This window comes from Kitasatospora sp. NPDC053308, assembly GCF_055585785.1.
This window is the reverse complement of record NZ_JBVJJY010000002.1, coordinates 521,391-545,569: the sequence shown is the minus strand read 5'-3', so window position 1 is coordinate 545,569 and position 24,179 is coordinate 521,391. Positions and strand designations below refer to the sequence as shown.

The 24,179-nt window shown below is 75.3% G+C and carries 26 protein-coding genes; 18 read left to right on the top strand and 8 right to left on the bottom strand.

Features of this window, described 5'->3' with window-relative positions; all coding sequences use genetic code 11:
- The first annotated feature begins 91 nt into the window (after positions 1 to 91).
- The 3 genes from ACZ6Y7_RS07720 (at position 92) to ACZ6Y7_RS07710 (ending at position 3,325) form a co-directional block, all read left to right on the top strand.
- The gene (locus ACZ6Y7_RS07720) at positions 92 to 505 is read left to right on the top strand and encodes a nuclear transport factor 2 family protein (RefSeq protein WP_465756927.1); all 414 of its coding nucleotides are present in this window, start codon (positions 92 to 94) and stop codon (positions 503 to 505) included.
- Positions 506 to 588: 83 nt separating this feature from the next.
- A complete protein-coding gene (locus ACZ6Y7_RS07715; protein ID WP_465756926.1) occupies positions 589 to 1,545 on the top strand; it encodes a TIGR03557 family F420-dependent LLM class oxidoreductase in 957 nt (318 codons plus the stop codon).
- Positions 1,546 to 1,561: 16 nt separating this feature from the next.
- A complete protein-coding gene (locus ACZ6Y7_RS07710; RefSeq protein WP_465756925.1) occupies positions 1,562 to 3,325 on the top strand; it encodes a glycoside hydrolase family 15 protein in 1,764 nt (587 codons plus the stop codon).
- Positions 3,326 to 3,616: 291 nt separating this feature from the next.
- Here the strand turns inward: ACZ6Y7_RS07710 and ACZ6Y7_RS07705 are convergent, their stop codons facing one another.
- Genes ACZ6Y7_RS07705 through ACZ6Y7_RS07690 form a run of 4 tightly spaced genes read right to left on the bottom strand, consistent with a single transcriptional unit; the run spans position 3,617 to position 9,296 of the window.
- Positions 3,617 to 4,711 carry an enolase C-terminal domain-like protein gene (locus ACZ6Y7_RS07705; protein WP_465756924.1) on the bottom strand — a complete coding sequence of 365 codons (1,095 nt, stop codon included), beginning with the start codon at positions 4,709 to 4,711 and terminating at the stop codon, positions 3,617 to 3,619.
- Positions 4,708 to 7,053, bottom strand: coding sequence for a GMC family oxidoreductase (locus ACZ6Y7_RS07700; protein WP_465756923.1), 2,346 nt, complete (start codon positions 7,051 to 7,053; stop codon positions 4,708 to 4,710). The genes ACZ6Y7_RS07705 and ACZ6Y7_RS07700 overlap by 4 nt, the downstream gene beginning before the upstream one ends.
- Positions 7,046 to 7,504: a hypothetical protein gene (locus ACZ6Y7_RS07695; protein ID WP_465756922.1), complete on the bottom strand. Its 459-nt coding sequence runs from the start codon at positions 7,502 to 7,504 to the stop codon at positions 7,046 to 7,048. The genes ACZ6Y7_RS07700 and ACZ6Y7_RS07695 overlap by 8 nt, the downstream gene beginning before the upstream one ends.
- Positions 7,491 to 9,296 carry a thiamine pyrophosphate-requiring protein gene (locus tag ACZ6Y7_RS07690; protein ID WP_465756921.1) on the bottom strand — a complete coding sequence of 602 codons (1,806 nt, stop codon included), beginning with the start codon at positions 9,294 to 9,296 and terminating at the stop codon, positions 7,491 to 7,493. Before ACZ6Y7_RS07690 ends, ACZ6Y7_RS07695 begins: the two co-directional genes overlap by 14 nt.
- A 167-nt stretch (positions 9,297 to 9,463) precedes the next feature.
- Here ACZ6Y7_RS07690 and ACZ6Y7_RS07685 point away from each other — a divergent pair, with 167 nt between their 5' ends.
- Together ACZ6Y7_RS07685 and ACZ6Y7_RS07680 are read left to right on the top strand one after the other, a co-directional pair.
- Positions 9,464 to 9,643 carry a hypothetical protein gene (locus tag ACZ6Y7_RS07685; protein WP_465756920.1) on the top strand — a complete coding sequence of 60 codons (180 nt, stop codon included), beginning with the start codon at positions 9,464 to 9,466 and terminating at the stop codon, positions 9,641 to 9,643.
- A gap of 116 nt (positions 9,644 to 9,759) precedes the next feature.
- A complete protein-coding gene (locus ACZ6Y7_RS07680) occupies positions 9,760 to 10,797 on the top strand; it encodes an SDR family oxidoreductase (RefSeq protein ID WP_465756919.1) in 1,038 nt (345 codons plus the stop codon).
- 140 nt (positions 10,798 to 10,937) lie between these two features.
- Here ACZ6Y7_RS07680 and ACZ6Y7_RS07675 read toward each other — a convergent pair whose 3' ends face one another.
- Positions 10,938 to 11,603, bottom strand: a complete 666-nt coding sequence (locus tag ACZ6Y7_RS07675; RefSeq protein ID WP_465756918.1) for a TetR/AcrR family transcriptional regulator — start codon at positions 11,601 to 11,603, stop codon at positions 10,938 to 10,940.
- Positions 11,604 to 11,840: 237 nt separating this feature from the next.
- Here ACZ6Y7_RS07675 and ACZ6Y7_RS07670 point away from each other — a divergent pair, with 237 nt between their 5' ends.
- From ACZ6Y7_RS07670 to ACZ6Y7_RS07630, 9 genes are all read left to right on the top strand, one after another.
- Positions 11,841 to 12,014 carry a CsbD family protein gene (locus ACZ6Y7_RS07670; RefSeq protein WP_465756917.1) on the top strand — a complete coding sequence of 58 codons (174 nt, stop codon included), beginning with the start codon at positions 11,841 to 11,843 and terminating at the stop codon, positions 12,012 to 12,014.
- An 87-nt stretch (positions 12,015 to 12,101) separates the two neighbouring features.
- Entirely contained in the window at positions 12,102 to 12,275 is a 174-nt protein-coding gene (locus ACZ6Y7_RS07665; protein WP_465756916.1) for a hypothetical protein, read from the top strand.
- A 241-nt stretch (positions 12,276 to 12,516) separates the two neighbouring features.
- Complete coding sequence (locus ACZ6Y7_RS07660; RefSeq protein ID WP_465756915.1) at positions 12,517 to 13,005, top strand: hypothetical protein; 489 nt, start codon at positions 12,517 to 12,519, stop codon at positions 13,003 to 13,005.
- On the top strand, positions 13,002 to 13,259 hold the full coding sequence (locus ACZ6Y7_RS07655; protein ID WP_465756914.1) for a monovalent cation/H+ antiporter complex subunit F: 258 nt from the start codon (positions 13,002 to 13,004) through the stop codon (positions 13,257 to 13,259). Before ACZ6Y7_RS07660 ends, ACZ6Y7_RS07655 begins: the two co-directional genes overlap by 4 nt.
- Positions 13,259 to 13,552, top strand: a complete 294-nt coding sequence (locus ACZ6Y7_RS07650; RefSeq protein ID WP_465756913.1) for a monovalent cation/H(+) antiporter subunit G — start codon at positions 13,259 to 13,261, stop codon at positions 13,550 to 13,552. Before ACZ6Y7_RS07655 ends, ACZ6Y7_RS07650 begins: the two co-directional genes overlap by 1 nt.
- Positions 13,549 to 13,818 (top strand): Na(+)/H(+) antiporter subunit B, encoded by a 270-nt coding sequence (locus ACZ6Y7_RS07645; RefSeq protein WP_465756912.1) that lies wholly within the window; start codon positions 13,549 to 13,551, stop codon positions 13,816 to 13,818. Before ACZ6Y7_RS07650 ends, ACZ6Y7_RS07645 begins: the two co-directional genes overlap by 4 nt.
- Entirely contained in the window at positions 13,815 to 14,555 is a 741-nt protein-coding gene (locus tag ACZ6Y7_RS07640; protein WP_465756911.1) for an MnhB domain-containing protein, read from the top strand. Before ACZ6Y7_RS07645 ends, ACZ6Y7_RS07640 begins: the two co-directional genes overlap by 4 nt.
- Positions 14,552 to 14,896: a sodium:proton antiporter gene (locus ACZ6Y7_RS07635; protein ID WP_465756910.1), complete on the top strand. Its 345-nt coding sequence runs from the start codon at positions 14,552 to 14,554 to the stop codon at positions 14,894 to 14,896. The genes ACZ6Y7_RS07640 and ACZ6Y7_RS07635 overlap by 4 nt, the downstream gene beginning before the upstream one ends.
- Entirely contained in the window at positions 14,893 to 16,815 is a 1,923-nt protein-coding gene (locus ACZ6Y7_RS07630) for a complex I subunit 5 family protein (RefSeq protein ID WP_465756909.1), read from the top strand. The genes ACZ6Y7_RS07635 and ACZ6Y7_RS07630 overlap by 4 nt, the downstream gene beginning before the upstream one ends.
- Positions 16,816 to 17,011: 196 nt before the next feature.
- Here ACZ6Y7_RS07630 and ACZ6Y7_RS07625 read toward each other — a convergent pair whose 3' ends face one another.
- Together ACZ6Y7_RS07625 and ACZ6Y7_RS07620 are read right to left on the bottom strand one after the other, a co-directional pair.
- Positions 17,012 to 18,427, bottom strand: coding sequence for a M14 family metallopeptidase (locus ACZ6Y7_RS07625; protein WP_465756908.1), 1,416 nt, complete (start codon positions 18,425 to 18,427; stop codon positions 17,012 to 17,014).
- A gap of 259 nt (positions 18,428 to 18,686) precedes the next feature.
- Positions 18,687 to 18,899: a hypothetical protein gene (locus ACZ6Y7_RS07620; protein ID WP_465756907.1), complete on the bottom strand. Its 213-nt coding sequence runs from the start codon at positions 18,897 to 18,899 to the stop codon at positions 18,687 to 18,689.
- 172 nt (positions 18,900 to 19,071) lie between these two features.
- Between ACZ6Y7_RS07620 and ACZ6Y7_RS07615 the strand changes: the two genes are divergently transcribed.
- Complete coding sequence (locus ACZ6Y7_RS07615; protein WP_465756906.1) at positions 19,072 to 20,103, top strand: medium chain dehydrogenase/reductase family protein; 1,032 nt, start codon at positions 19,072 to 19,074, stop codon at positions 20,101 to 20,103.
- A 312-nt stretch (positions 20,104 to 20,415) separates the two neighbouring features.
- Here the strand turns inward: ACZ6Y7_RS07615 and ACZ6Y7_RS07610 are convergent, their stop codons facing one another.
- Positions 20,416 to 21,054: a MarR family winged helix-turn-helix transcriptional regulator gene (locus tag ACZ6Y7_RS07610; RefSeq protein ID WP_465756905.1), complete on the bottom strand. Its 639-nt coding sequence runs from the start codon at positions 21,052 to 21,054 to the stop codon at positions 20,416 to 20,418.
- Positions 21,055 to 21,283: 229 nt separating this feature from the next.
- Between ACZ6Y7_RS07610 and ACZ6Y7_RS07605 the strand changes: the two genes are divergently transcribed.
- The 3 genes from ACZ6Y7_RS07605 (at position 21,284) to ACZ6Y7_RS07595 (ending at position 24,151) form a co-directional block, all read left to right on the top strand.
- Complete coding sequence (locus ACZ6Y7_RS07605; RefSeq protein ID WP_465756904.1) at positions 21,284 to 22,486, top strand: cytochrome P450; 1,203 nt, start codon at positions 21,284 to 21,286, stop codon at positions 22,484 to 22,486.
- A gap of 187 nt (positions 22,487 to 22,673) precedes the next feature.
- Complete coding sequence (locus tag ACZ6Y7_RS07600; RefSeq protein WP_465756903.1) at positions 22,674 to 22,871, top strand: ferredoxin; 198 nt, start codon at positions 22,674 to 22,676, stop codon at positions 22,869 to 22,871.
- Entirely contained in the window at positions 22,868 to 24,151 is a 1,284-nt protein-coding gene (locus ACZ6Y7_RS07595; protein WP_465756902.1) for an NAD(P)/FAD-dependent oxidoreductase, read from the top strand. The genes ACZ6Y7_RS07600 and ACZ6Y7_RS07595 overlap by 4 nt, the downstream gene beginning before the upstream one ends.
- The last annotated feature ends 28 nt before the right edge of the window (positions 24,152 to 24,179 follow it).

Genomic DNA, 24,179 nt, shown 5'->3' with positions numbered 1-24,179 from the left:
CGGGCGGCCTCGGTGCGGCACCTCCCGGCCGGAGACCGGGCAGCGTCGGCCCGCAGGCGGGGGTGCGAAGACCGGCCCTATGCTCTCGACCATGGCCAAGAGCGACGAGGAGCAGGTCGCGGACCTGATCCGGAACTGGGCCGCCGCGGTCCACACGGGCGACCTCGACGGGGTGCTCGCCGACCACGCGGCGGACATCGTGATGTTCGACGTGCCGCCGCCCTACGAGGGCGTGCGCGGTCTCGACGCCTACCGGGAGACCTGGCCGCCGTTCTTCGAGTGGCAGGCGCAGGGCGCCGCGTTCGAGATCGAGTCACTGGAGGTGACCGCCGGGGCGGACGTCGCCTTCGCGCACGCCCTGCTGCGCTGCGGCACCCCGCAGGACTTCGCGCAGCGCCCGGCCCAGCGGCTGCGGCTGACCGTCGGGCTGCGCAAGGAGGACGGACGCTGGCTGGTCGCGCACGAGCACCACTCCTTCCCCGACCCGGGCGAGGCGCCGTCCTGACCCCGCGGCGGCACCGGAGGTTTCGCCGGGCCCGGTCGGGTTAGCCGTTCCGGCGGAGGGTCCACCGAGGAACCGAGGCTGCCATGACCGCGTTCGGCTACTTCCTGTCCTGCGAGGAGTTCACGCCCGCCCAGCTGGTCGAACAGGCCAGGCTGGCGGAGCGGGCCGGCTTCACCCGGCTCGCGATCTCCGACCACTACCACCCGTGGAACGACGCCCAGGGCAACAGCCCGTTCGTCTGGGGCGTCATCGGCGCGCTGTCGCAGGTCACCCGGTTGCCGGTGACCACGCTCGTCACCTGCCCGACCGTGCGGCTGCACCCGGCGGTGACGGCGCAGGCCGCGGCCACGGCGGACGTGCAGCTGGCGGGCGGACTGCGCCTCGGGGTGGGCACCGGAGAGGCGCTCAACGAGCACGTGCTCGGCGACCGCTGGCCGCCGTTCGCGGTGCGGGCGGAGATGCTGGAGGAGGCCGTCGCGGTGATGCGCGAGCTGTTCACCGGTGAGGTGGTCTCCCACCGCGGCACGCACTACACGGTCGAGAACGCCCGGCTGTACACGCCGCCGAAGGAGGGCCGGCTGCCCGTGTACGTCTCGGCGTTCGGCCCCAAGGCGGCCGAACTGGCGGCGCGACTCGGGGACGGGCTGGTCACCATGACCCCGGACACCGAGATCATCGGCCGCTACCGGGCGGCCGGCGGCACCGGGCCGGTGCTGGGCGGGGTGAAGGTCTGCTGGTCGGAGGACGAGGAGCGGGCGGTCAAGACCGTCCACCGGCTCTGGCCGTCCGAGCTGCTGCCCGGCGAGCTCGCCCAGGTGCTGCCCACCCCGGAGCACTTCGAGCAGGCCACCGAGCTGGTCACCGAGGACCTGGTGGCCCGGTCGGTCACCTGCGGTGACGACCCGCAGGCGCACGCCGACCGGCTGCGCTCGTACGTCGGGGCCGGCTTCGACGAGGTGTACGTCGGTCAGATCGGCCAGGAGCAGGAAGGGTTCTTCGACTTCTACCGCGAGCAGATCCTGCCGCAGGTCGCGGCCTGACCCTGGGGAGCGCGCCGTGACGGCCCACCCGCCCTGGAGCCTGCGCGAGTACGCCCTCCTCGCCGACGGCGAACGCGGCGCGCTGGTGGGGCCCTTCGGCGAGGTCGCCTGGCTGTGCGCGCCCCGCTGGGACTCGGACCCGCTGTTCGCCGGCCTGGTCGGCGGCAGTGGTGTGTACGCGGTGACGCCGGCCGGCCGGTTCGTGCCCGGCGGCCACTACGAGGACGGCGGGCTGATCCGCCGCAGCCGGTGGGTCACCGAGGAGGGGGTGCTGGTGTGCCGGGAGGCGCTGGCTCTGCCCGCCGATCCGCACCGGCTGGTGCTGCTGCGCCGGCTGACCGCCGAGTTCGCGCCGGTGCGGTTCCGGGTGGTCCTGGAGCCGGGCCAGGGCTTCGCCTCGCGCCGCTGCCGGGCGCCGCGCCGGATCCCGGAGGGCTGGTCGCTGCGCGCGGGGCCGCTGCGGCTGCGCTGGACGGGCCTCGGCGCGGCCCGCCCGGCGCCGGGCGGCGGGCTCGTCGCCGAGCTGGTGCTCCGCCCGGGCGAGCGGCTGGACCTCGTGCTGGAGGCCTGCGACCAGCGCCTGGACGGACCGGTACCGGAGCCGGAGCGCTGCTGGCGGGCCACCGAGCGGGCCTGGCGGGAGGCCGTGCCCGCGCTCGGGCACACCCTGGACGACCGCGACGCCAGGTTCTCCTACGCCGTGCTGCGCGGCCTCACCTCGCCCGCCACCGGTGGCATGGTGGCCGCGGCGACCACCAGCCTGCCGGAGCGGGCCGAGACCGGCCGCAACTACGACTACCGCTACGTCTGGATCCGCGACCAGTGCCTGGCCGGCCAGGCGGTGGCGGCCTGCGGGCCGTACGGACTGCTCGACGACGCGGTGCGGTTCACCACGGCGAGGCTCGACGAGCACGGCCCCGGCCTCTCCCCCGCGTACACGGTGACGGGCGGGCGGGTGCCCGACCAGCGGACGGTCGACCTGCCCGGCTACCCGGGCGGCCACGACCGGGTCGGCAACCAGATCACCCGGCAGTTCCAGCTGGACGTCTTCGGCGAGGCCCTGCTGCTGTACGCGGCGGCCGCCCGGCACGGCCGGCTGGATCCGGACGCCCGTACGGCGGTCCGCACGGCAGCCACCGCCATCGCCCGCCGGTGGCGCGAACCGGACGCCGGCGTGTGGGAGTTGGGAGACCGCGCCTGGACCCACAGCCGGCTGATCTGCGCCGCCGGGCTGCGCGCGATCGCCCGCCCGGAGGCGGCCGGTCCGGCGGGCGTCCCGGGCGGCCTCGCGGCGGACTGGACCGCCCTGGCCGACCGGCTGCTGGCCCACACCGGCCGCCACGCCGTGCATCCCTCGGGCCGCTGGCAGCGCTCCCCCGGGGACCCGGCGCCCGACCTCGCCCTGCTGCTCCCGCCGCTGCGCGGCACTCCGGCGCCGGACGACCCACGGACGGTCGCCACGCTGAACGCCTGCCGCCGCGAACTCACCGACGGGCACTACGCCTACCGGTTCCGGCACGACGAGCGGCCGCTGGCCGAGGCCGAGGGCGCGTTCGTGCTGTGCGGCTTCCTGCTGGCGATGGCCGAGCACCAGCAGGGCGACGCGGTGGAGGCGGCGCGCTGGTTCGAGACGACCCGCGGCCTGTGCGGCTCGGCGGGACTGTTCTCGGAGGAGTACGACATCGCGCAGCGCCAGCAGCGGGGCAACCTGCCCCAGGCCTTCGTGCACGCCATGCTGCTGGAGGCCGCGGCCCGGTTGGCTCGGCCGCCGGGCGCCTGAGCCACGGCCGGGCTGGGCGGGCTGGGCTCATGAACTCGTCTCATGGGGCCCGGCACATGAACGCGGCTCATGAGACCCGGCTCTGGGCCCGGCGCGTCGGACCCTCTCATGAGTTCGGCTCATGGGTCTTGGCCGATGGGACCCGACCTCATGCGGCCCCGTCATGAACCCGGCTCAGGAGACCCGCTTATGAGCTCCGCGGATGGGGCCTGGCTCATGAACTCGGCTCATCAGCCCAGCTCAGGAACTCCGCTCAGAAACTCCGCTCATGGACTCCGCTCATAGGCTCCCTCAGGCGACGCGGTACCCCTCGGCCCGGTCGGCCGCCAGGCGCAGGCCGTGGCCGGGTGCGCCGTCGGCGCCGGGGGTGACGGTGCCGCCGGACGGGTCGAGCGTCCCGTCGAAGAGCAGCCGCTCGATCCGGACGTGGTCGTGGAACCACTCCAGGTGGCGGCAGTTGGGGACGGCAGCCGCCGCGTGGGCGTGCAGGTGGGGGGCGCAGTGCGCGGAGACGTCGAGGCCGTGCGCCTCGGCGAGGGCGGCGGTGCGCAGCCAGCCGGTGAGGCCGCCGCAGCGGGTGGCGTCGGCCTGGAGGCAGTCGACGACGCGGACCATCCGGGCGAAGTAGGCGAGGTCGTAGCCGTACTCCCCCGCCGTGACGTCGGGCGCGACGGCGTCGCGGACGGCGCGCAGGCCGGTGAGGTCGTCGGAGGAGACCGGCTCCTCGAACCAGGTGACGCCCTGGTCGGCGAGCGCGGCGCCGATCCGGACGGCCTGCTTGCGCCGGTAGCCGCCGTTGGCATCGGTGTACAGCTCCACGTCGTCGCCGACGGTGGTCCGGGCGGCGCGGACCCGTTCGAGGTCGCGCCGTTCGCGGGTGCCCCAGGACTCACCGATCTTGATCTTGACCCGGGGGATGCCCAGTTCCTCGGTCCAGCCGAGCAGTTGCCGTCGCTGCCGGTCCGCCGAGTAGGTGGTGAAGCCGCCGCTGCCGTACACCGCGACCGGGCGGGCGGCGCCGCCGAGCAGCCGGGCGAGGGGCAGGCCGAGCAGGTGTCCGCGCAGGTCCCACAGGGCGAAGTCGACGGCCGAGACGGCGCCCGCGACCAGGCCCGGGCGGCCGGTGTTGCGCACCGCCCGGTTCATCGCCCCGTACGCGCCGCTGGTGTCGTGGGCGTCCCGCCCGGTGACCAGCGGGGCGAGCTCCTCGATGATCACGGCGGCGGTGGCGGGCGCGCCGTACGTCCAGCCGAGGCCGCGGTGCGGACCGCTGACGGCCTCGGCCAGGACCAGCGTGGTGTGGTCCCAGGCGAGGGTGCCGTCCGCCTCCGGGGCGTCGGTCGGCACGGTGAAGACGCGGACGCCGATCCGCTCGACCTCGCTCATGACGGCGCCCGCAGTCCCGAGCGCTCGCCCGCCGCCAGCAGGCCGGCGGCGCGGTCGACCAGCGCCATGATGGTCAGCGCCGGGTTGGCGCTGCCCTGGGTGGGGAGCACGCTGCCGTCGGTGATCAGCAGGTTGGGCACGGCGAAGGTGCGCAGCCGGTGGTCGACGACGCCGCTCTGGGGGTCGGCGCCCATCCGGCAGCCGCCCACCAGATGGGCGTAGCGGTCGATGGTGATGACCTCGCTCGCCCCGGCGGCGCGCAGCAGGGACTCCATGACCTCCCGGGCGGCGCGGATCAGCATCCGGTCGTTCTCGCACTGGGAGAAGGAGAACTGGGCGACGGGCAGGCCGCGCCGGTCGGTCTCCGCGGCCAGGGTGACCCGGTTGTCGGCCTGGGGCAGCAGTTCCGCCATGGCGCCGAGGGTCGCCCAGTGCACGTAGTCGCCGAGGTAGCGGCGCAGGTCGGGGCCCCAGTGGCCCTGGGCGATGACGTGTTCGGCCCAGGTGATGGGCAGCGGCGAGATGTTCTGGATGGTGAAGCCGCGTTTGTAGGGCTTGGCGGGGTCGGTCTCGTAGTACTGCTCGGTGGAGACCTCCGGCGGCGGCGCCTTGTAGGCGCGGATCTCCTCCTCGAAGCGGCCGGAGGTCTGCGGCGCGCCCTGCACCATGACGTAGCGGCCGACCAGGTCGTGGTCGTTGCACAGGCCCTCGGGGAAGCGGCGGCTGGTGGAGTTGAGGAGCAGCCGCGGGGTCTCGATGGCGTACCCGGCGATCGCGACGGTCCGGGCGCGCTGGAGGTGTTCGCGGCCGTGGTGGAAGTAGCGCACGCCGCGGGCGTAGCCCTCGTGGTCGAGTTCGACGCCGGAGGCCATGCAGTCGGCGCGGATCTCGGCGCCGTGCGCGAGCGCGTCGGGTACGTGGGTGATCAGCGGGGAGGCCTTGGCGTTGACCTTGCAGCCCTGGAGGCAGAACCCCCGGTAGATGCAGTGCGGGCGGCGGCCGAAGCGGCCGTTGGTGATGGCGACCGGGCCGACCCGGGCCTGGATGCCGAGGGCGGCGGCGCCGCGCAGGAAGATCTCGCCGTTGCCGCCGACGGGGTGCGGCGGGTGCGGGTAGGGGTGCGGTTCGCCCCAGGGCCAGTACTGGCCGGCGACGGGCAGTTCGTACTCCAGGCGGCGGTAGGAGTCGCGCAGGTCGGCGTAGTCGATCGGCCAGTCGGCGCCGACGCCGTCCAGGCTGTGGGTGCGGAAGTCGGAGGGGTGGAAGCGGGGTGTGTAGCCGGCGAAGTGGACCATCGAACCGCCCACGCCCCGGCCGGAGTTGTTGGAGCCGAGCGGCACCGGGTCGGTGCCGGAGATGAGGCGCGGCTCGGTCCAGTAAAGGTGGTGGGAGCCGGCTTCGTCGCTGACCCAGTCGGTGAGCGGGTCCCAGAACGGACCGGCCTCCAGGACGACCACGCTCCAGCCGCGGCGGGCCATCCGCTGGGCGAGGGTGGCGCCGCCGGCGCCGCAGCCGACGATCAGCAGGTCGACCTCGTCGGTGTCCCGGTGGCGGCGCATGTCGCGCCGCAGGGTGTGGTCGAAGCCGTGGCCGTCGCGCGGCAGCAGCCAGGCGGAGGCGTTGCGGCGGCGGACCTCGCGTTCGGCGGCGGCGTTGGCCCGCACCGTCCCGGCGGCGGCGCGCAGCCGGGAGTGGCGGCCCGGGTCGGTGGCGGGGGGCACCGGGCGCGGGGGTTCGTCGTCCGGCGGGCGGGGCGGCCGGGAGTGGGCGTCGGGGACCTCCCAGGGCTCGCGCAGGCCGACGCCGAGGCGCAGGTAGCCGCGCGGGTGGGCGGGGCCGCCGAAGCCGATCTCGTTCCAGGCGGTGGGGGTGGAGTAGTAGGCGGTGCAGGCGTAGCGGGTCCACAGGCTCCACACGTGGCGGGCGGGCAGGCCGTGCCAGCGCGCGCCCTGCATCTCCTGGACGCGGCCGAGCAAGGCCTGCTGCTGCACCTCGGTGAGCGCGGAGAAGGGGCCCTCGGCGTCCTCGTCCAGGGCGTGCAGGCTCTGCCGCCACGCCTCGTCGTCCGGCGGCATGTCGGCGTAGTGCCAGCCGTCGGTCTGCTGTTCGGCGAGCCGGGCGTCGATCATGGCGAGCAGCGGCACGTCCGGGTGGTCGAGCAACTGGTCCAGCAGGGCGCGGGCGGTGGCCTCCTCGGCGGGGGTGAAGAAGCGCAGCGGTGGCTGCGGGCCGCCCGTCCGGGCGACCACCACGGCGGCCGTCTCCTTGTCCCAGTGGGGGAGTTGGTCGAGCACGTCGTACCCGGGGAAGCGCGGCTCCGGGCGCTCGCGGGGCTCAGGCATCCCTGGACTCCCGTCGCAGGACGGCCGCGACCAGCCCCATGCCGCCGACCAGGCTCATCAGCAGCGGGGCGAACAGCGGCGGCCCCATCTCGACGTTGTAGCGGGCCATCGCCCAGCCGCCGGGCTTCTCGGCGATGCCGCGGACGTGCAGGTAGGTGCCCTGCAGCCCGTTGGCGGTGATCGCCGCGGAGGCGACCGGCAGCAGGGTGTGCGCGGCGCGCGGGCTGAGCGCTCCGCCGACCCCGGCGACGGCGCCGACCGGGCCGAGCCAGACCGGCCACCACATCACGCGGTTGCCGAAGCCGGCCCGGTCGTGCTCCAGGTAGATCTCGGCGGCGGTGATCACCGAGCCGGCGGCGGTGGCCAGGGCGAGCGCGCGCTGGAAGCGTCCGGTGCGCACGTTGCGCAGCGCGAGGCCGGCGCCGCGCCGAACCGGGTCAACGATGCCCATGCCGGCCTCCGAAGGAGGGCAGGAACTCCTGCAGCTTGGCCTTGAACCCCTGGCGGACCATCGCGGCCCGGTCGGCGTCCCCGCGCAGCACCGACTCGGCGGCGGCCTGGATCTGGTCCCAGGTGGCGTGCGGCGGGATCGGCGGGACGGCCGGGTCGGTGCAGAGCTCCAGCAGGTACGGCCGGTCGGCGGCCAGGGCGTGCTGCCAGCCGTCGGTCACCGCGCCGGGCTCGTCGACGCGCCGGGCGCCCAGGCCCAGCGAGCGGGCGAAGCCCGCGTAGTCGACGTCCGGCAGCTGCTGGGAGGGCAGGAAGCTCGGCGCGCCCTCCATCGCCCGCATCTCCCAGGTCACCTGGTTGAGGTCGCGGTTGTTGAGCACCGCCACCACGAGCCGCGGGTCCTCCCACTGCCGCCAGTACTTGGCGATGGTGATCAGCTCGGCGAGCCCGTTCATCTGCATCGCGCCGTCGCCGACCAGGGCGATCGCGGGCCGCCCGGGGTGGGCGAACTTGGCCCCGATCGCGTACGGGACGCCGGGCCCCATGGTGGCCAGGGTGCCGGACAGCGAGCCGCGCATGTCGCCGCGGAAGCGCAGGTGGCGGGCGTACCAGTTGGCGGCGGAGCCGGAGTCGGCGGTGACCACGGCGTCGTCGGGCAGCAGCTGGTCCAGGGCGTGGATCGCGTACTCGGGGTTGATCGGGTCCGCCTCGACGCCGGCGCGCCGCTCCATGACCTCGCGCCAGCGCTCGGCGTTGTCGCACACGGTGCGCTGCCAGCCGCGGTCCTCCTTGCGAACCAGCAGCGGCAGCAACGCGTCCAGGGTGCGGGCGGCGTCGCCGACCAGGTTGACCTCGTACGGGTAGCGCAGGCCGACCATGAACGGGTCGAGGTCGATCTGCACGCCCCTGGCCTGCCCGAACTCGGGGAGGAACTGGGTGTACGGGAAGCTGGAGCCGATGGTCAGCAGGGTGTCGCAGTCCCGCATCAGCTCGTACGAGGCGCGGGTGCCGAGCAGGCCGATCGCGCCGGTGACGTAGGGCAGGGTGTCCGGCAGCGCGTCCTTGCCCAGCAGCGCCTTGGCGACGCCCGCGCCGAGCAGCTCGGCCACCTGCTGGACCTGGCGGCGGGCCCCGCGGGCCCCCTGGCCGACCAGCATGGCGACCTTCCGGCCGGAGTTGAGCACGTCGGCCGCCCGGTGCAGCTCCGCCTCCTCGGGCAGCACCGTCCAGCGGGCGCTGTCCAGGCTGGAGGGCACCATCTTGAAGGCGTGCTCCGGCGGGCTGTAGTCCAGTTCCTGGACGTCAGCGGGCACGATGACGGCGGTGACGGTGCGGCGGGCGGCGGCGGTGCGCATCGCCCGGTCCAGGACGTTGGGCAGCTGCTCGGGGACGGTCACCATCTGGCAGTACTCGGCGGCGACGTCCTTGAACAGGCTGAGCAGGTCGACCTCCTGCTGGTAGGAGCCGCCCATCGCGCTGCGGTTGGTCTGCCCGACGATCGCGACGACCGGGACGTGGTCGAGCTTGGCGTCGTACAGGCCGTTCAGGAGGTGGATCGCGCCGGGCCCGGAGGTGGCCGCGCACACACCGGTGCGGCCGGAGAACTTCGCGTAGCCGACGGCCTCGAACGCGGCCATCTCCTCGTGCCGGGCCTGGACGAACACGGGGTGGTTGTCGGCCCGGCCCCAGGCCGTGAGCAGTCCGTTGATGCCGTCGCCCGGGTAGCCGAAGACGTACTCGACGCCCCAGGCACGCAGCCGTTCCAGGATGTGGTCGGAAACCTTCGGGGTCACGGTGCTCCTCCTTCGTGCTTCACGCCTACGGCCCCCCGCAACGCGGCTAACCGCTGCGCGGCGCGGGAAACCGGGCCACCGGCGGGAACCTCCGACCCGCCCGGGATTCGCCGCACGCCCCCCGGGTACACGCGGCGGGACAGCGACCCCGACCAGGGAGGTGCCCGATGACCGTCCCGACACCCCCGGACCCCGACACCCAGCCGATCCCCCACCCGAACCCCGCGCCGGGGCCCGGCGGCCCCGATCCGGCGCCGCCGCCGATCCCGCCGTTCCCGCCGCCCGAGCCGTTCCCGGCCGACCCCGAACCGGCTCCGCAGCCGCAGCCGCACCCCGGGCAGGGCTGACGGGGCCGTCGGGCGCGGCGGTTCCCGGCGCCGGTGTTTCGGCGGCCCGGTTCGGCGGAGCCGGTGGTTCGGCGGGCCGGTGTTTCGGCGGCGTCCGCTGGGCTAGACGCCCCGGTATGACGATCCGTAAGCGTTCCCGCCCCCGCACCGTGGTGATCACCGGCGCGACCGCCGGGGTCGGCCGGGCCTGTGTCCGCGCCTTCGCCGCCCGGGGCGACCGCCTCGTGCTGGTCGCCCGCGGCCTGGCCGGCCTGCGCGCCGCCTCGGCGGAGGCGCAGGCCGCCGGCGCCCAGGTGCGCACCGTCCTGGCCGACGTGGCCGACCCCGAGGCCTGCGAGGGCGTCGCCGAGCGCGCCGAGGCCGAGTTCGGGCCGATCGACGTCTGGGTCAACGACGCCTTCGTCTCGGTCTTCGCGCCCTTCACCGAGATCAGCCCGGAGGAGTTCCAGCGGGTCACCGAGGTCACCTATCTGGGCTACGTCAACGCCACCCGGGCCGCGCTGCGGCGGATGCTGCCGCGCGACCACGGCACGATCGTGCAGGTCGGTTCGGCGATCGCCTACCGGGGCATCCCGCTGCAGACCGCGTACAGCGGCGCGAAGCACGCGATCCAGGGCTGGCACGAGGCCTTGCGCTGCGAACTGCTCGCCAGCGGCTCCGGGGTGCGGGTGACCATGGTGCAGCTCCCGGCCGTCAACACCCCGCAGTTCGACTGGGTGCTCAACCGGTTGCGCGGCCGCGCCCGGCCCGTCCCGCCCGTCCACCAGCCCGAACTGGCCGCCCGCGCGGTCCGGTTCGCGGCCGACCACCCCGGTCGGCGGGAGTACTGGGTGGGTGCCAGCACGGCCGCCACCCTGATCGCCAACGCCGTGGCGCCCGGACTGCTCGACCGCTACCTCGCCCGCACCGGCATCGACGCCCAGCGGGACGACCGGACGGACCGGGCGGACCGGGCGGACCGGGCGGACGATGGCTTCAACCTCTGGACGCCCCGGGACGCCGACGAGGACCACGGCGCGCACGGCCGCTTCGACGCCGAATCCCGTGAGCGCAGCGTCCAGTTGTGGGCCTCCCAGCACCACGGGCTGCTCGCGGCCGTCGGCGGCGCGGCACTGCTCGGCGCGGCGGCGGGGGCGCTCGCCCGGGGGCGGTGAGGCCTGCGCCTCACCGGCGGTCCGTGACCGGCGGCCCCCGGGCCGGCGGGCCCCGGACGGACGGGCAGCCGACGGGAGGGCCGCACGCGCGACGGCGAGGTCCCCGCGGTAGGCGACCGCGCACCCGGACCGGCAGGCCGTCAGTCCAGCAGGCCCTCCAGCTCGGCCTCGAAGAGCAGGGCGGGATCGAAGCCCATGCCGGTGAAGTGGCCGGCGAGTTCCAGCGACAGGACTCCGTGCAGGCGGGTCCAGAAGATCAGGAAGCGGTGCAGCGCCCCCGCGGGGGCGGGGTGGTCGGCGGCCCACTCCCGGTGGGTCTCCAGGTGCGCGGCGAACGGCGTCCGCGGGGCGCCGCCTTCCGTCCGCGGGGCACCGTCTTCCAGTGGCACGCAGGCGTCGACGAGCGTGCGCATCATCTCGCCGGCGATCGCGGTGGTGTCCTCCGGCGCGTGGTAGCCGGGGACGGGCGTGCCGTAGAGCAGGAAGTAGCGGTGCGGGTCCGCGAGGGCCCAGCCGCGCAGCGCGCGGGCGAGCCCGGCGAGGTCCGCGCCGTCGCCGGCGGCCGCGGCGAGGGTGTCGGCGAGGCTCCGGTAGGCGTCCCGGACGAGTTCGGTGATCAGCTCGTCGCGCCCGGCGTAGTAGCGGTAGAGGGCGGGGCCGCTCAGGCCCATCTGCTTGGCGATCGCGTTGAGCGAGAGCGCGGAGGCGCCCGCGGTGGCGATCTGCTCCCAGGCGTGCCGTTTGATCTCCTCGCGCAGCTGGGCCCGGTAGCGCTCGCGCGGGGTGTCCGCGCCGGTCTTCGCCATGGTCCGCCCGCTCTCCGCAGCACGCTGCCTAGATGCTCACGCGTCAGTGAGAAGGTATCACGGCAGCTCCTGCCCACCCCTCGCCGCCGAGTGGGGAGGCCCGCGCGACATGACCTTCGCCCCCCGCGCATGGAACCCGGCCATCCGGGCAGGCGCCGTTCGGGGCGAGCTCCGCCCCGGGCGGACCGCGCTGCACGCGCGTTCCGCCCCGTCGACGAGACGAGAGGAGTGCCTGCCATGGGCACCGGTGACAAGATGCGCAACATGGCGGAGAAGGCCCGCGGCAAGGCCAAGGAAGCCACCGGCAGGGCCACCGGGAACCCCTCGACCGAGATCAGGGGCAAGGGCGAGCAGGTGAAGAGCGACCTGAAGCAGGCCGGCGAGAAGATCAAGGACGCGGGCAAGCACTGACCCGGCGCCCGGGGGCGTCCCGAACGCCCCCGGGCCCCGCACCGCCGCCACCACCGCTTCGACCGTCCGGCCGAGGAGGCCGATCCCATGACCGACCAGCACGAACGCGTACCCGAGGATCCCCCGGTCCGCGTCGAGACCCCCGAGTCGCGGATGACCGGCGAGGGCTCGCCGCCGCCCGAGCACGAGGAGGAGAAGGGGCCGCAGGACGGGCCCGAGTACGAGACCACCGAGCCCGCGCCGGAGGAGCCGCCGGACTGAGCCGAGCCTCGCGCACCGCACCGACCATCAGGTGAATCCGTTGATCCGAGGCATCAGTTGAACGCACCGATTCGCTTATCCCACGACTGCGCCCCGCGCTCCGGCGAACGGGTGGACCGGCACGGCGATCCCGCGCGCGGCGGCGTTGCGCGCGGGACGCGCTCACCCGCCGGGCGGTACACCTGGGGGCCGCTCGCCGCGCCCGCGGCGCTGCCCAGCCGGCCGGGACGGGGGTGACGAGGTGCGCACGGCGGCCGAACTGCTGCTCTGGTGGGGCCTGTTGCTGCTGCTGAACACCGTGCTGATCAGCTCGGTGACGCCGCTGGAAGTGGCGGTGGGCGGCGGCACCGCGTTCCTCGGGGCGCTCGGCGCGATCGCCGTGCGGCGCGCCTCCGCCGCCACCCCGGGTGGTCCCGCCCGGCTCGCCGCCGCACTCTGGGCCTTCCCCCGGACGCTGCTCGCCGACACCGGCCGGCTGGCCCTCGCGGTCGCCTCCCGCCGGCACCGGCAGGCCGGCTTCCGGACCGTCCGGCTCGCCCCCGGCACCGGGCCCGCCTGGGCGGCCGCCCTGCTCTCCGCGACCCCCGGCGCCTACGCCGTCGAGGGCTCCGACGGCAGCCTGACCGTCCACGCCCTCGGCCGCCGGGCCTCCGCCCTGGAACGCGCGCTGACCGGCGGCCGGGCCGCGGGGACGGACGGCGAACCCGGGCGCACGGGCGGCGCCGAGTGAACGCCTGGCTGCTCGCGGCGGCCCTGCTGTCCACCGGCGGGCTCGCTCCCTGCCTGCTGCTCGGACTGCGCGGCGCGGCGCACCGGCGGCTGGCCGGGCTGAACCTCGCCGCCACCGTCACCGCCGCCGTCCTGCTGCTGCTCGCCCAGGGGTTCAGCCGCAGCTCGTACACCGACCTGGCGCTGGACCTGGCCGTGCTCGCCCCCGCCGGGACGCTGGTGTTCACCCGCTTCCTGGCCGGCGAGGAGCGCTGATGGACCGCCACGTCCTCGCCCTGGTCCTGCTCTGGGCCGGCACCGCCGCCCTGCTGCTCGCCGCCCTGGCGCTGGCGGTGCTCCCCGGCCCGTACCTGCGGCTGCACGCGCTCTCCCCCGCCGCCGGGCTCGGCGTGCCGCTGGTCGCGCTCGCCCTCGCGGTGGACACCGGCCCGGGGCGGGCGGCGGTGAAGCTGCTGGTGATCGGGCTGCTGTCGGCCGTCGGCGGCACCGTCACCACGATGGCCGTCGCCCGGGCCACCCGCCGCACCGAGTCGGAGGCACCGCGGTGACCGACGCCCTGATCGTGATCGCCCTGCTGCTGACCGGGCTCACCGCCACCGCGGCCGCGCTCACCCGCGACCCGGTGCGGCAGGCGGCCGTCCTCGCCCTGCTCGGGCTCTGCCTCGCCGTGCTCTTCACCGTGCTGCAGGCGCCCGACGTCGCGCTCTCCCAACTCGGCGTCGGCAGCGCGATCACCCCGCTGCTGATCCTCCTGACCGTCCGCCGGGTGCGCCGCGACGAGCACTCCGACGACCGTACGGACGGCTCCGAGTGAGCCGCACCGTCCGGCTGCGCCTCTTCCTGGTCGCGGCCGCCGTCCTCGCCGCCGGGCTGATCACCGCCGCCGGTGAGCTGCCCGGCTTCGGCGGCGCCCGCCACCCGTACGGCGAACGCGCGGTGGCCGCCGGGCTGGAGCACAGGACGGCCAACATCGTCTCCTCCGTCAACTTCGACCAGCGCGCCTTCGACACCCTCGGCGAGGAGTCGATCCTGTTCGGCGCGGTGCTCGGCGCGGGCATGCTGCTGCGCCTGGCCCGGGACGAGCACAAGCGCCGCGCCACCGCCGAGCCGGTGCTGCCCACCACCCGGCTGTTCGGCGCCACGCTGCTGCCCGTCACCGTGCTGACCGGCGGATACCTCATCGCGCACGGCGCGTTGAGCCCCGGCGGCGGCTTCCAGGGCGGGGTGGCCCTCGCCACGGCGTTGCACCTGGCGTACGTCGCCGCCGACTACCGGGTGCTCAAGCGGATCCGCCCGCTCGCCGCCCTGGACGTCGCGGACGCGCTGGCCGCCGGGGCGTTCGCCGCGCTCGGCCTGGTCGGCCTCGCCGCCGGGGCCGGCTACCTCGCCAACACCCTGCCGCTCGGCACCTTCAACCAGCTCTCCTCCAGCGGGCTGGTGGCCGTGGTCAACGCGGCGGTCGGGGTCGAGGTCGCCTCCGGGGTGGTGGTGCTGCTGGCGCACTTCCTGGACCAGGCCGTCGAGGTCGTCCCCCGCGGCGAGCGCCGATGAGCGAACTGCCCTACCTGGTCGCCGGCTGGATCCTGCTCGTCGGCCTGTACGGCCTGGTGACCAGCCGCAACCTGGTGCAGGCGGTGGGCTGCCTGGCCGTCGCGCAGTCCTCGACGTACGTGCTGCTGCTCGCGATCGGCTACCGGCGCGGCGCCACCGCGCCCGTCTTCTCCGACCTGCCGACCGACGCCCCGGTGGTGGACCCCGTGGTCCAGGCGCTGACGCTCACCGACATCGTGGTCGGTGCCACCGTCACCGCGCTGCTCCTCGCCCTGGTGATCCAACTGCGCAAGCGCCACGGCACGGTGGACCCGGAGGAACTGACCGGGCTGCGCGGGTGAGTCCGTCGGAAACCGCCGATCTGCTGCCCCTGGCCGTCGCGATCCCGCTGCTGGGCGCCGCATCGCTGGCCGTCGCCGGGCGGTGGCTGCCGCGCTCCGGCCGCGACGCGCTCGCCACCGCCGTGGCCGCCGCCGACCTCGGCTGCCTGGCGCTGCTCTGGGCCCGGACCGGACCGGACGGCCGGGCCGTGTCCTGGCTCGGCGGCTGGCTCCCGCGCGACGGGCACGGCGTGGGCATCGTGCTGGTCGCCGACCGCCTCGGCACCGGCCTCGCCCTGCTCGCCGCGGTACTGGTGCTCGCGGTGCTCGGCTACGCCTGGCGGTACTTCGACGAACCCTCCGGCGAGCACGGCGGGATGTTCCCCGCGCTGGTGCTGCTCTTCGAGGCCGGGATGTGCGGATTCGCGCTCACCGGCGACCTGTTCGACGCCTTCGTCTTCTTCGAACTGATGGGCGCCGTCGCCTACGCGCTGACCGGCTACCGGATCGAGGACCCGCGCCCGCTGCACGGCGCGCTCGCCTTCGGCCTCGTCAACTCCACCGCCGCCTACCTGTCGCTGCTCGGCATCGGCCTGCTCTACGCCCGCACCGGCGAGCTCGGCCTCGCCCAGATCGGCGCCGAACTCGACCGGCTCGCCGTCCCCGGGCACGGCCCGGACGCCCTGCTGCTGCTCGCCTTCGTCCTGGTGCTGGCCGGCCCGCTGGTGAAGGCCGCCGCGACGCCCTTCCACTTCTGGCTGCCGGACGCGCACGCGGTCGCGCCGAGCCCGGTGTGCATGCTGCTGTCCGGCGTGATGGTCGAGCTCGGCGTGTACGGCGCGGCCCGGATCCACCGGGTGGTCTTCGCCGGCCCGGGTGGTCTGCCCGACTCCGCCGTCCGCACCACCCTGCTGGCCGCCGGGGTGCTGACGGCGCTGGTCGGAGCGGTGATGTGCTGGCAACAGCGGCACCTGAAGCGGATGCTGGCGTTCTCCACGGTCGGGCACGTCGGACTGTTCCTGATCGGCGCGGCCCTGCTCACCCCGGCCGGACTGGCCGGGGCGGCGGTGTACGTGGCCGGCCACGCGGGCGCCAAGGCGGCGCTGTTCGGGCTCACCGGCGTCCTGCTCGACCGGTACGGCTCGGTGGACGAGCACGGACTGCACGGCCGGGCCCGTGAACTCCGGCTGCCCGGGCTGCTGTTCGTCCTCGGCGCGCTGGCCCTCGCCGGGCTCCCGCCGTTCGGCACCGGGCTGGGCAAGGCCGTCACCGAGGAGGCGGCCGGGCACCGACAGGCCTGGCTGCCCGCGGTGTTCGTACTGGTGTCGGCGCTGACCGGTGGCGCGGTGCTCCGGGCGGGCCTGCGGGTCTTCGGCGGGCTCGGCGCACCGCCGAAGGAGCACCCCGAGGTGGCCGACACCACCGGGGAGGGCGAGGAACCCGAGGTCCGCGCGCCGGTGCGGCGCCCGCCGTCGCCGATGGTGCTGGTGCCCGGGCTGCTGCTGGCGGGCTGCCTGGCCGTCGGCGTGCTCCCCGGCGTCGGCCGGGCCCTCGCGGCGGGCGCGGCGGCCTTCACCGACCGCGCCGGCTACCTCACCGACGCGCTCGGGCAGTCGGCCGTACCCGCGGCGGCGGGGACGGGGGCGGCGGCCGGGGCGGCCACGACGGCGGGGGTGGGGGCGCCGGCGGCGCCGGCGGCCGTCGCGCCCGAGGCCTGGTGGACCGCCTCCGGCCTCGGACTCGGGCTGCTCTCCGCCCTGGTGGCCGTCGCCTTCGCCACCGCGGCCCTCCGCCGGGACCCACGGCGGGCCACCGGCGGGCTCCACCGGGCGCTCGTCCTGCCGCTGCGTCGCCTGCACTCCGGGCTGCTCGGGGACTACGTGGCGTGGCTGGCCGTCGGGCTGGCGGCGCTGTTCGTCGCACTCGCGGTCCAACTGTGAGCGCGAGCAGGGCAGTTCACCCAGGACCGGCACGCGGTGACCCGCCGGGTCCGGGGGCCCGGCGGGTCGCGGTGCGCGGGTCTCGGTGCGCGGGTCACGCTGCGTGGATCTCACTGTGCGGATCTCGCTGCGCGGGTCACGCTGGGCGGGTCACGGAGCGCGGGCCCCGTGCGCGGATCCGTGTGCGCGGATCCGGTCAGGCCGGGATGCCGCAGTACTGCTGCTGCTTGCCGATCGCGCGGTAGACGCAGTCGGCCGTCTCCACCAGGCGCAGCACCGCCTCGCGGTTGCGGCTGGTCTCGCGTCCGATCACCTCGTCGGGCGGGTAGAAGCCGCCGCCGCTGCCACTCGGGCCGGGGTACATCTCGAAGGTGTAGGCGAAGACCCGCTGCGAGCCCCACAGCCAGTCGTCGATCGCGCCGTCGGTGATGTACACCTCGCTGGACTGCTCGGGCGTGTAGCCGTTGGTGGCGGCCATCGAGCGGCCGAGGGCGGCGAAGGTGTCGTACTCGTCCGCGGTCATGCCGGGGACGGTCTCGGCGGTGGTCCAGCCGAACGGCCAGAGCACCAGCTGGCTGTAGGTGTGGAAGTCGATGGCCGCGGTGATCTGCTGCTTGCCGCCGACGATCCGGCTGCGGACGAAGTCGGCGACCACCTTGGTCTCCTTGGCCGACTCCGGGGCGCTGCCGCGGTAGGTCTCGTTGGAGGTGGAGCCGGAGGAGCCACCGCAGCAGCCCCACTTGTAGTTCCAGTTGCGGTTGAGGTCGGTCCCGACGCCGGTGCTGCCGGGGTTCGGCTGGCGGTCCTTGCGCCAGCTGCGGTAGCGGCCGGTGGCGATGTCGTACTCGCCGCCGTCCGGGTTGAGGTCGGGGATCACCCAGATCTCCCGGGTGTTCACGGCGTTGGCGATCCGGCTGTCGGTGGCGTACTTGTCGCCGAACTCGTGCAGCAGGTAGAGCGCCATCTCGACGGTGAGGTGCTCGCGGGCGTGCTGGTGGGCGGTGAACAGCACCTCGGGCTCGTTCTCGTCGGTGCCGACGTTGTCGCTGATCTTCACGGCGACGATCGGGCGGCCCTCGTAGGAGGTGCCGATGACGCGCTTGCTCATGATGTCCGGGTGTGCGGCGACCACGGCGTCGATGTCGGCGGTCGCCTCGGCGTAGTTGTGGTACCCCGAGTCGGCCTGCGGGAAGTCGTACACCGGCCCGGCCGGGCTCCCGGCGCCGGGCGCGCCGCCGGACTCGGAACCGTAGCGGGGGCCGGGCAGCGCGACGGGCGACCAGCCGAGTGCCCGCAGCCGGGCGGCCTCGGCAGGGGTGGCGGTGACCACCACCGCGTCCGGCAGGACGGCGTCGACGGAGGCGCCGGTGGCGGCGACGGCGGTGCGTTCGGCGACGGTGCGGGGGCCGTCGAGCCGGTACTGCCGGGCGCTGTCGGCGGAGTCGGCGGCATCGGCGGAGAAGTCGGCCCAGTCGGTGAGGTCGATCGCGCCGGACACGACCGCCGGGTGGTGGTCGGGCGAGGCGGCCCGGGCGGTGATCGGGGTGGCGAGGGCGAGGGCCAGCAGGACGGCGGTGGCCGCGGCGGGCTTCCCTCGGCGGGGCAGTCGCATGACTGTCCTCCTGTGGGGGTCCGTGGGGGCGGAACGGTGGAGGAGGTGCGGCGCGCGCCAGCATGATGGTCCGTCAGTGTCATCAGTTCGTCAAGACGTTGAAAAGGCCGACCTTCCGGGCGGGGCCGATCCGGCGGCTCAGGACCCGGCCCGGCTCCACCGAGCCGCTCCGCACGCGGACTCCGACCGCGCCCCCCTGACCACGCCCGACCGGGGCTCGCCCACGCCAGGCCGGAGGCACAGCGGGCGGCCGAGCGCCTCAGCGGGTCGGGTGGTCGGGGTCCAGGGCGGCGATCCAGCGGTCGAGGGTCTCGCGGGCGTCCGCGCCGATCGCCTCGCCGAGCCATGCCTGGCTACGGCGCCAGGCCGGTTCGGCCTCGGCGAGCGCCCGGTGTCCGGCCTCGGTGACAGCGACCCGGGTGGTCCGCCCGGTCGAGGAGGTCGCGGCCACCTCCACGAAGCCGCGCTGCACCAGGAGGTCGCCACGCGCCGATGCCGGCCGCGCCCACCCGGGGCGCGGCCGGCATCGGCGCGTCCCGGTCGGTACGGCCTTGTTAGAGGGTCTCACGCTTGTTGTTGACTCTCACGCCGGTATGCGTTAGAACTTATAACGAACACAACAGGTTCTAGGAAAGGAGGCCGCCGTGACCAGCGAGCGCCTTGTCGAGGTCGTCCTGCCCGGTGTCGTCGACCCGGAGGGTCTGCAGATCCGCTACGCGCCCGTGCCGCAGCCCGGCCCGGGACAGCTCGTGATCGCCATGGAGGCCACCGGCGTCTCCTTCGCCGAGCAGCAGATGCGCCGCGGCCGGTACTACGCCCAGCCGCCGTTCCCCTTCGTGCCGGGCTACGACCTGGTGGGCCGGGTCCTGTCGACCGGGCCGGGCGTCGACCCGGCCCTGACCGGGCGGCGGGTGGCCGCCCTGGTGAAGGTCGGCGGCTGGGCCAGCCACGTGGTCGTCGACGCCGCGGACGCGGTCGACGTCCCCGAGGGCCTCGGCGCGGCGCAGGCCGAGACCGTCGTCGTCAACGGCATCACCGCCTGGCAGATGCTGCACCGCAAGGCGCGGGTGCGCGCCGGGCAGACCGTCCTGGTGCACGGCGCGAGCGGCGGAGTGGGCTCCGTCCTGGCCCAGCTCGCCCGGGCCGCCGGGGTGCGGGTGATCGGCACGGCCTCCGCCCGGCACCACGAAGCGCTGCGGGAGCTGGGCGTCACTCCCGTCGACTACCGGGCGGGAGACGTGCCCGCGCTGGTCCGGGAGCTGGCGCCCGGCGGGGTGGACGCGGTCTTCGACCACGTCGGCGGCCGCAGCGTCGTCGACTCCTGGCACCTGCTCGCGCCCGGCGGCACCCTCGTCGCCTACGGCAGTGCCTCCACCCGCGACGACAGCGGCTCCAAGCAGTGGCCGGTCCTCAAGATCCTCGCCCGCACCTCGCTGTGGAACACCCTGCCCAACGGCAAGCACGCGTACTTCTACAACATCTGGGCCGGCCGCGCGCTCGCCAAGGACCGCTTCCGGGCGCAGCTGCGGAGCGACCTCACCGAGGTGCTCGCCGCCGTCCACCGCGGCGAGGTCACCGCCCGCATCGCCGCCGAACTGCCGCTCACCAGCGCCGCCGAGGCCCTGCGCCTGGCGGAGTCCGGCACCGTCACCGGCAAGATCGTCCTGACGGCCTGAGCACCGCCGCAGGGCCGCCCGCCCCGGGCGGCGAGGACCGCGCGAAGGCCCCCACCGCCGCCGGTGGGGACCTTCCTACGCGGGTCCGGCGACCGGCGCGGCGGCCGGGGTGGTGCCGGCCGACCCGATCGAGAGCGCGCCGAGCGTGGTCCCGGCGGCCGGGCGCACGGAGGTCCGCCGGGAGAGGATCTTGGGCGCACCCCTTTCGAGGGGGGGTGACGCTTCGCCCCGGAGGCGGATGCCGATGCCGCGCCCCGGGCCCTGCCACCCGTACGGGCGGCCCTGCCGCGCCGCCAGGTTGTGGACGGATCGTCACTGGCCGGTAGCGAGGGGCGCTTCGGCCGGATCCGGGTGGGTGGCGCCGTGCGTTCCGGCTCCCGCGGACGGGCCGTCCTCGGGAGCTCCGTCCTCGGGAGCACCGTCCTCGGCGGGCCCGTCCCCGGGAGCGTCACCCCCGGGATCCCCGCCCTCGGACAGGGCCCCGGACCGGACCCGGTGGACGTAGCGCTCGATCAGGTGGCGCAGCACGGCGACGGTGGCGGCGACGTCCGCCTCCGGGACGCCCTGCAGCGCGTCGGCGAGCCCGGTGATGTTGGCCCGTTTCAGGCGGTCGAGCGTCGCCCGCCCCTCGGCGGTCAGTTCGATCTGGCGGGCCCGCCGGTCGGCGACGTCCGGGGTGCGCTCCACCAGGCGCTGGCCCTGCAGCCGGTCGATCTGCCGGGTGACGTGGGAGGGCTTCACCATCAGCCGGGCGGCCAGGTCGCCGACCCGACTGGCGCCCTCGGCCTCGGCGAGCGCACGCAGCAGGTAGACGTCCGAGCGCCCCGCCGTGATGCCCGCCCGGGCGGCCCGGCGTTCGTGCTCCTGGGAGCGGGTCAACAGGTAGGCCAGCGAGGCCAGGACGGCCTCCAGGTCGGCGGTGGCGGTCCGATGGTCGGGGGCGTCCGGCATGGAGGAACTGTAGCGATCCGGTACGTGGCGTGGTGGCGGCGCGGACGCGTGACCGGTTTTCGGACAGTTTCCACCGCCACCCGGTGAGCCCTTTCGCCACCACGGACCGCCAGTTAGCGTGACGGTGAGTTAGTTGCTTAGGGCATGTAAATGGTCCGGAACTGCTCCGCGGCGCCGCGGGCCCACCCGTCCGACGCCGCCGGCACCCGATGCTCCGAGAAGGGAGCCCATGATGGCCACCGCCGCTCAGACCCCCCGGTTCGCCCACCCCGCCGCCCGCGGGGGCTGCCCGTTCGACCCGCCGCCCGCCTACCGTCAGGCCCAGCAGGAGGAGCCGGTCAGCCGCGTCTCGCTCTGGGACGGCACGCCCAGCTGGCTGATCACCCGCCACCAGGACGTCAAGGCGGTGCTCGGCGACCCCCGCTTCAGCTCGGACGCCACCCGCCCCGGCTTCCCGTTCATCAGCGCCGGCGCCCGGCAGCTGAGCAGCGGCCGGCGCACCTTCATCCGGATGGACGGTCAGGAGCACACCCGGCTGCGCCGGATGCTCACCGGCGAGTTCATGATCAAGAAGGTCGAGGCGCTGCGCCCGGAGATCCAGCGGATCGCCGACGACCTGCTGGACCGGATGACCGCCGGGCGCGACAGCGCCGACCTGGTCCGCGAGTTCGCCCTGCCGCTGCCCTCCCTGGTCATCTGCCTGCTGCTCGGAGTCCCCTACCAGGACCACGACTTCTTCCAGCAGTGCAGCCGGATCCTGCTGCGCAACGACTCCTCGCCCGAAGAGGTGGAGGCCGCCCAGCGGAGACTGGCCGACTACCTGGTCGGACTCACCGACGCCAAGCGGGCCGAGCCCGACGACGGCATCCTGAGCCGGCTGGCGCAGCGCGGCGAGCTGGACTCCGAGGAGATCGGCGCGATGGGGCGCCTGCTGCTGGTGGCCGGGCACGAGACCACGGCGAACATGACCGCGCTCTCCGTCCTGGCCCTGCTGCGGAACCCCGACCAGCTCGCCCACCTGCGGGCCCACCCGGAGGCCGTCCCCGGCGCGGTCGAGGAACTGCTGCGCTACCTGACCATCGTGCACTCCGGGCTGACCAGGGTCGCCACCGAGGACGTCACCGTCGGCGGGGTGCGGATCGCGGCCGGCGAGGGCGTCATCTGCATGATCAACGCCGCCAACCGGGACGAGCACGCGTTCCCGGACGGCGACGACCTCGATCTCGCCCGCGACGCCCGGCTGCACCTCGCCTTCGGCTTCGGCGTCCACCAGTGCCTGGGACAACCGCTCGCCCGGCTGGAACTGCAGATCGCGCTGGACACCGTCCTGCGGCGGCTGCCCGACCTGCGCCTGGCCGTCCCGTTCGAGGACGTCCGCTTCCGTGACGAGATGCTCGTCTACGGCGTCCACGAACTGCCCGTCGCCTGGTAGCCGGCGCGCGGGCGGGCGCCGCGCCCACCCCTCCCGGTTCGCCCGAGGCCGGGCGAACCGGGAGGGCCGCAACACCCGCAGCTCCGACCCCGTTCGGTCCCGTTCAAGCCCGTTCAAGCCCGTTCAGTCCCGTTCAACCCCGTTCAGCCCCGGCAGGCCGTGCCTGCCGCGTCCCGAGAGGAACCCCATGCTCGTCCGGATCGACCAGGAGAAGTGCTGCGGCGCCGGTCACTGCGTGCTCTCCGCACCCGAGGTCTTCGACCAGCGCGACGAGGACGGCATCGTCGTCCTGCTCGACGCCCGCCCCCCGGCGCAGTCCCACCAGGCCGTCCGGGACGCCGCCGCGGTCTGCCCGGCCGCCGCGATCCAGCTGGACGAGGCGTGAGCGCACCGCGCTCGGTGGCCGTCGTCGGGGCCGGCGCGGCGGGGCTGCACACCGCCGAGGCGCTGCGCCGCGCCGGGTACGACGGCCGCCTCACCCTGATCGGCGCCGAGGAGGAGCCGCCGTACGACCGCCCGCCGCTGTCCAAGCAGCTGCTCTCCGGGCAGTGGGAGCCCGCGCGGCTGGCGCTGCGCGAGCCGCAGGCGCTGGCCGAGCTCGGTCTCGACCTGCGCCTGGGGGTACGCGCCGAGCACCTCGACCGGCGCGAGCGGGCGGTAGGGCTGTCCGACGGCCGGCGGGTCCGGGCCGAGGCCGTCGTCCTGGCCACGGGCGTGCGGCCGCGCAGGCTGCCGGGCGGCGAGCCGGGCACACCCGGTGCCCACGTGCTGCGCACGCTCGCCGACGCGCTCGCGCTGCGCGCCGAACTGCGCCCGGGCACCCGGTTGCTGGTGGTCGGCGGCGGACTGCTCGGTGCGGAGGCGGCGGCCACCGCCGTCGGACTCGGCGCCGAGGTGACCTGGCTGGTGTCCACCGGCACGCCCCTGGCCGCGGTGCTGGGCACCGAGCCGGCCGCGCTGCTGACCGGTCTGCACCGCGAGCACGGGGTGCGGATCCGCCGGGGCACGGCCGGCGCGGTCGTGCGTCGCGGCGACCGGGCCGCCGGGGTGCGCCTGGTCGACGGCGGTGAACTGGAGGCCGACGCCGTGCTGATGGCCGTCGGCTCCGTACCGGACACCGAGTGGCTGGACGGCAGCGGTCTACGGCTGGACGACGGCGTGGTCTGCGACGCCCACTGCGCCGCGGGCCCCGGCGTGTGGGCGGCCGGCGACGCCGCCTCCTGGCCCGACCCCCGCACCGGCCGCCGGCGCCGCCTCGAACAGCGCACCAACGCCACCGAGCAGGCCCTGTGCGTCGCCCGGAACCTGCTGGCGGGCGAGGGCGGCGCGCGGCAGGCGTACGAGCCGGTCCCGTACCTGTGGACCGACCAGTACGGGCTGCGGGTCCAGGCCTTCGGCACGCCGGGCGGCGCCGACCGCTTCGAGGTCGTCGACGGCAGCCTCGCCGAGCGCCGCTTCGCCGGGGCCTGCGTACGGGACGGCCAGGTGGTCGGCGCGGTGGGCATCGCCTCCGCCCGAGCGCTGCGGCACCTGCGCGCACAGGTCGCGGAGTCCGGCCCCTGGCAGGGCGCACCCGGGCAGGGCGGTCCCGGACAGAGCGCACCCGGACAGGGCGCACCCGGGCGTGTCGCGGGGCAGGGCATCGCGGTCCGAGAGGCCGTTTGACCTCGCCGCTGCCGTGATGGGGCCGGAT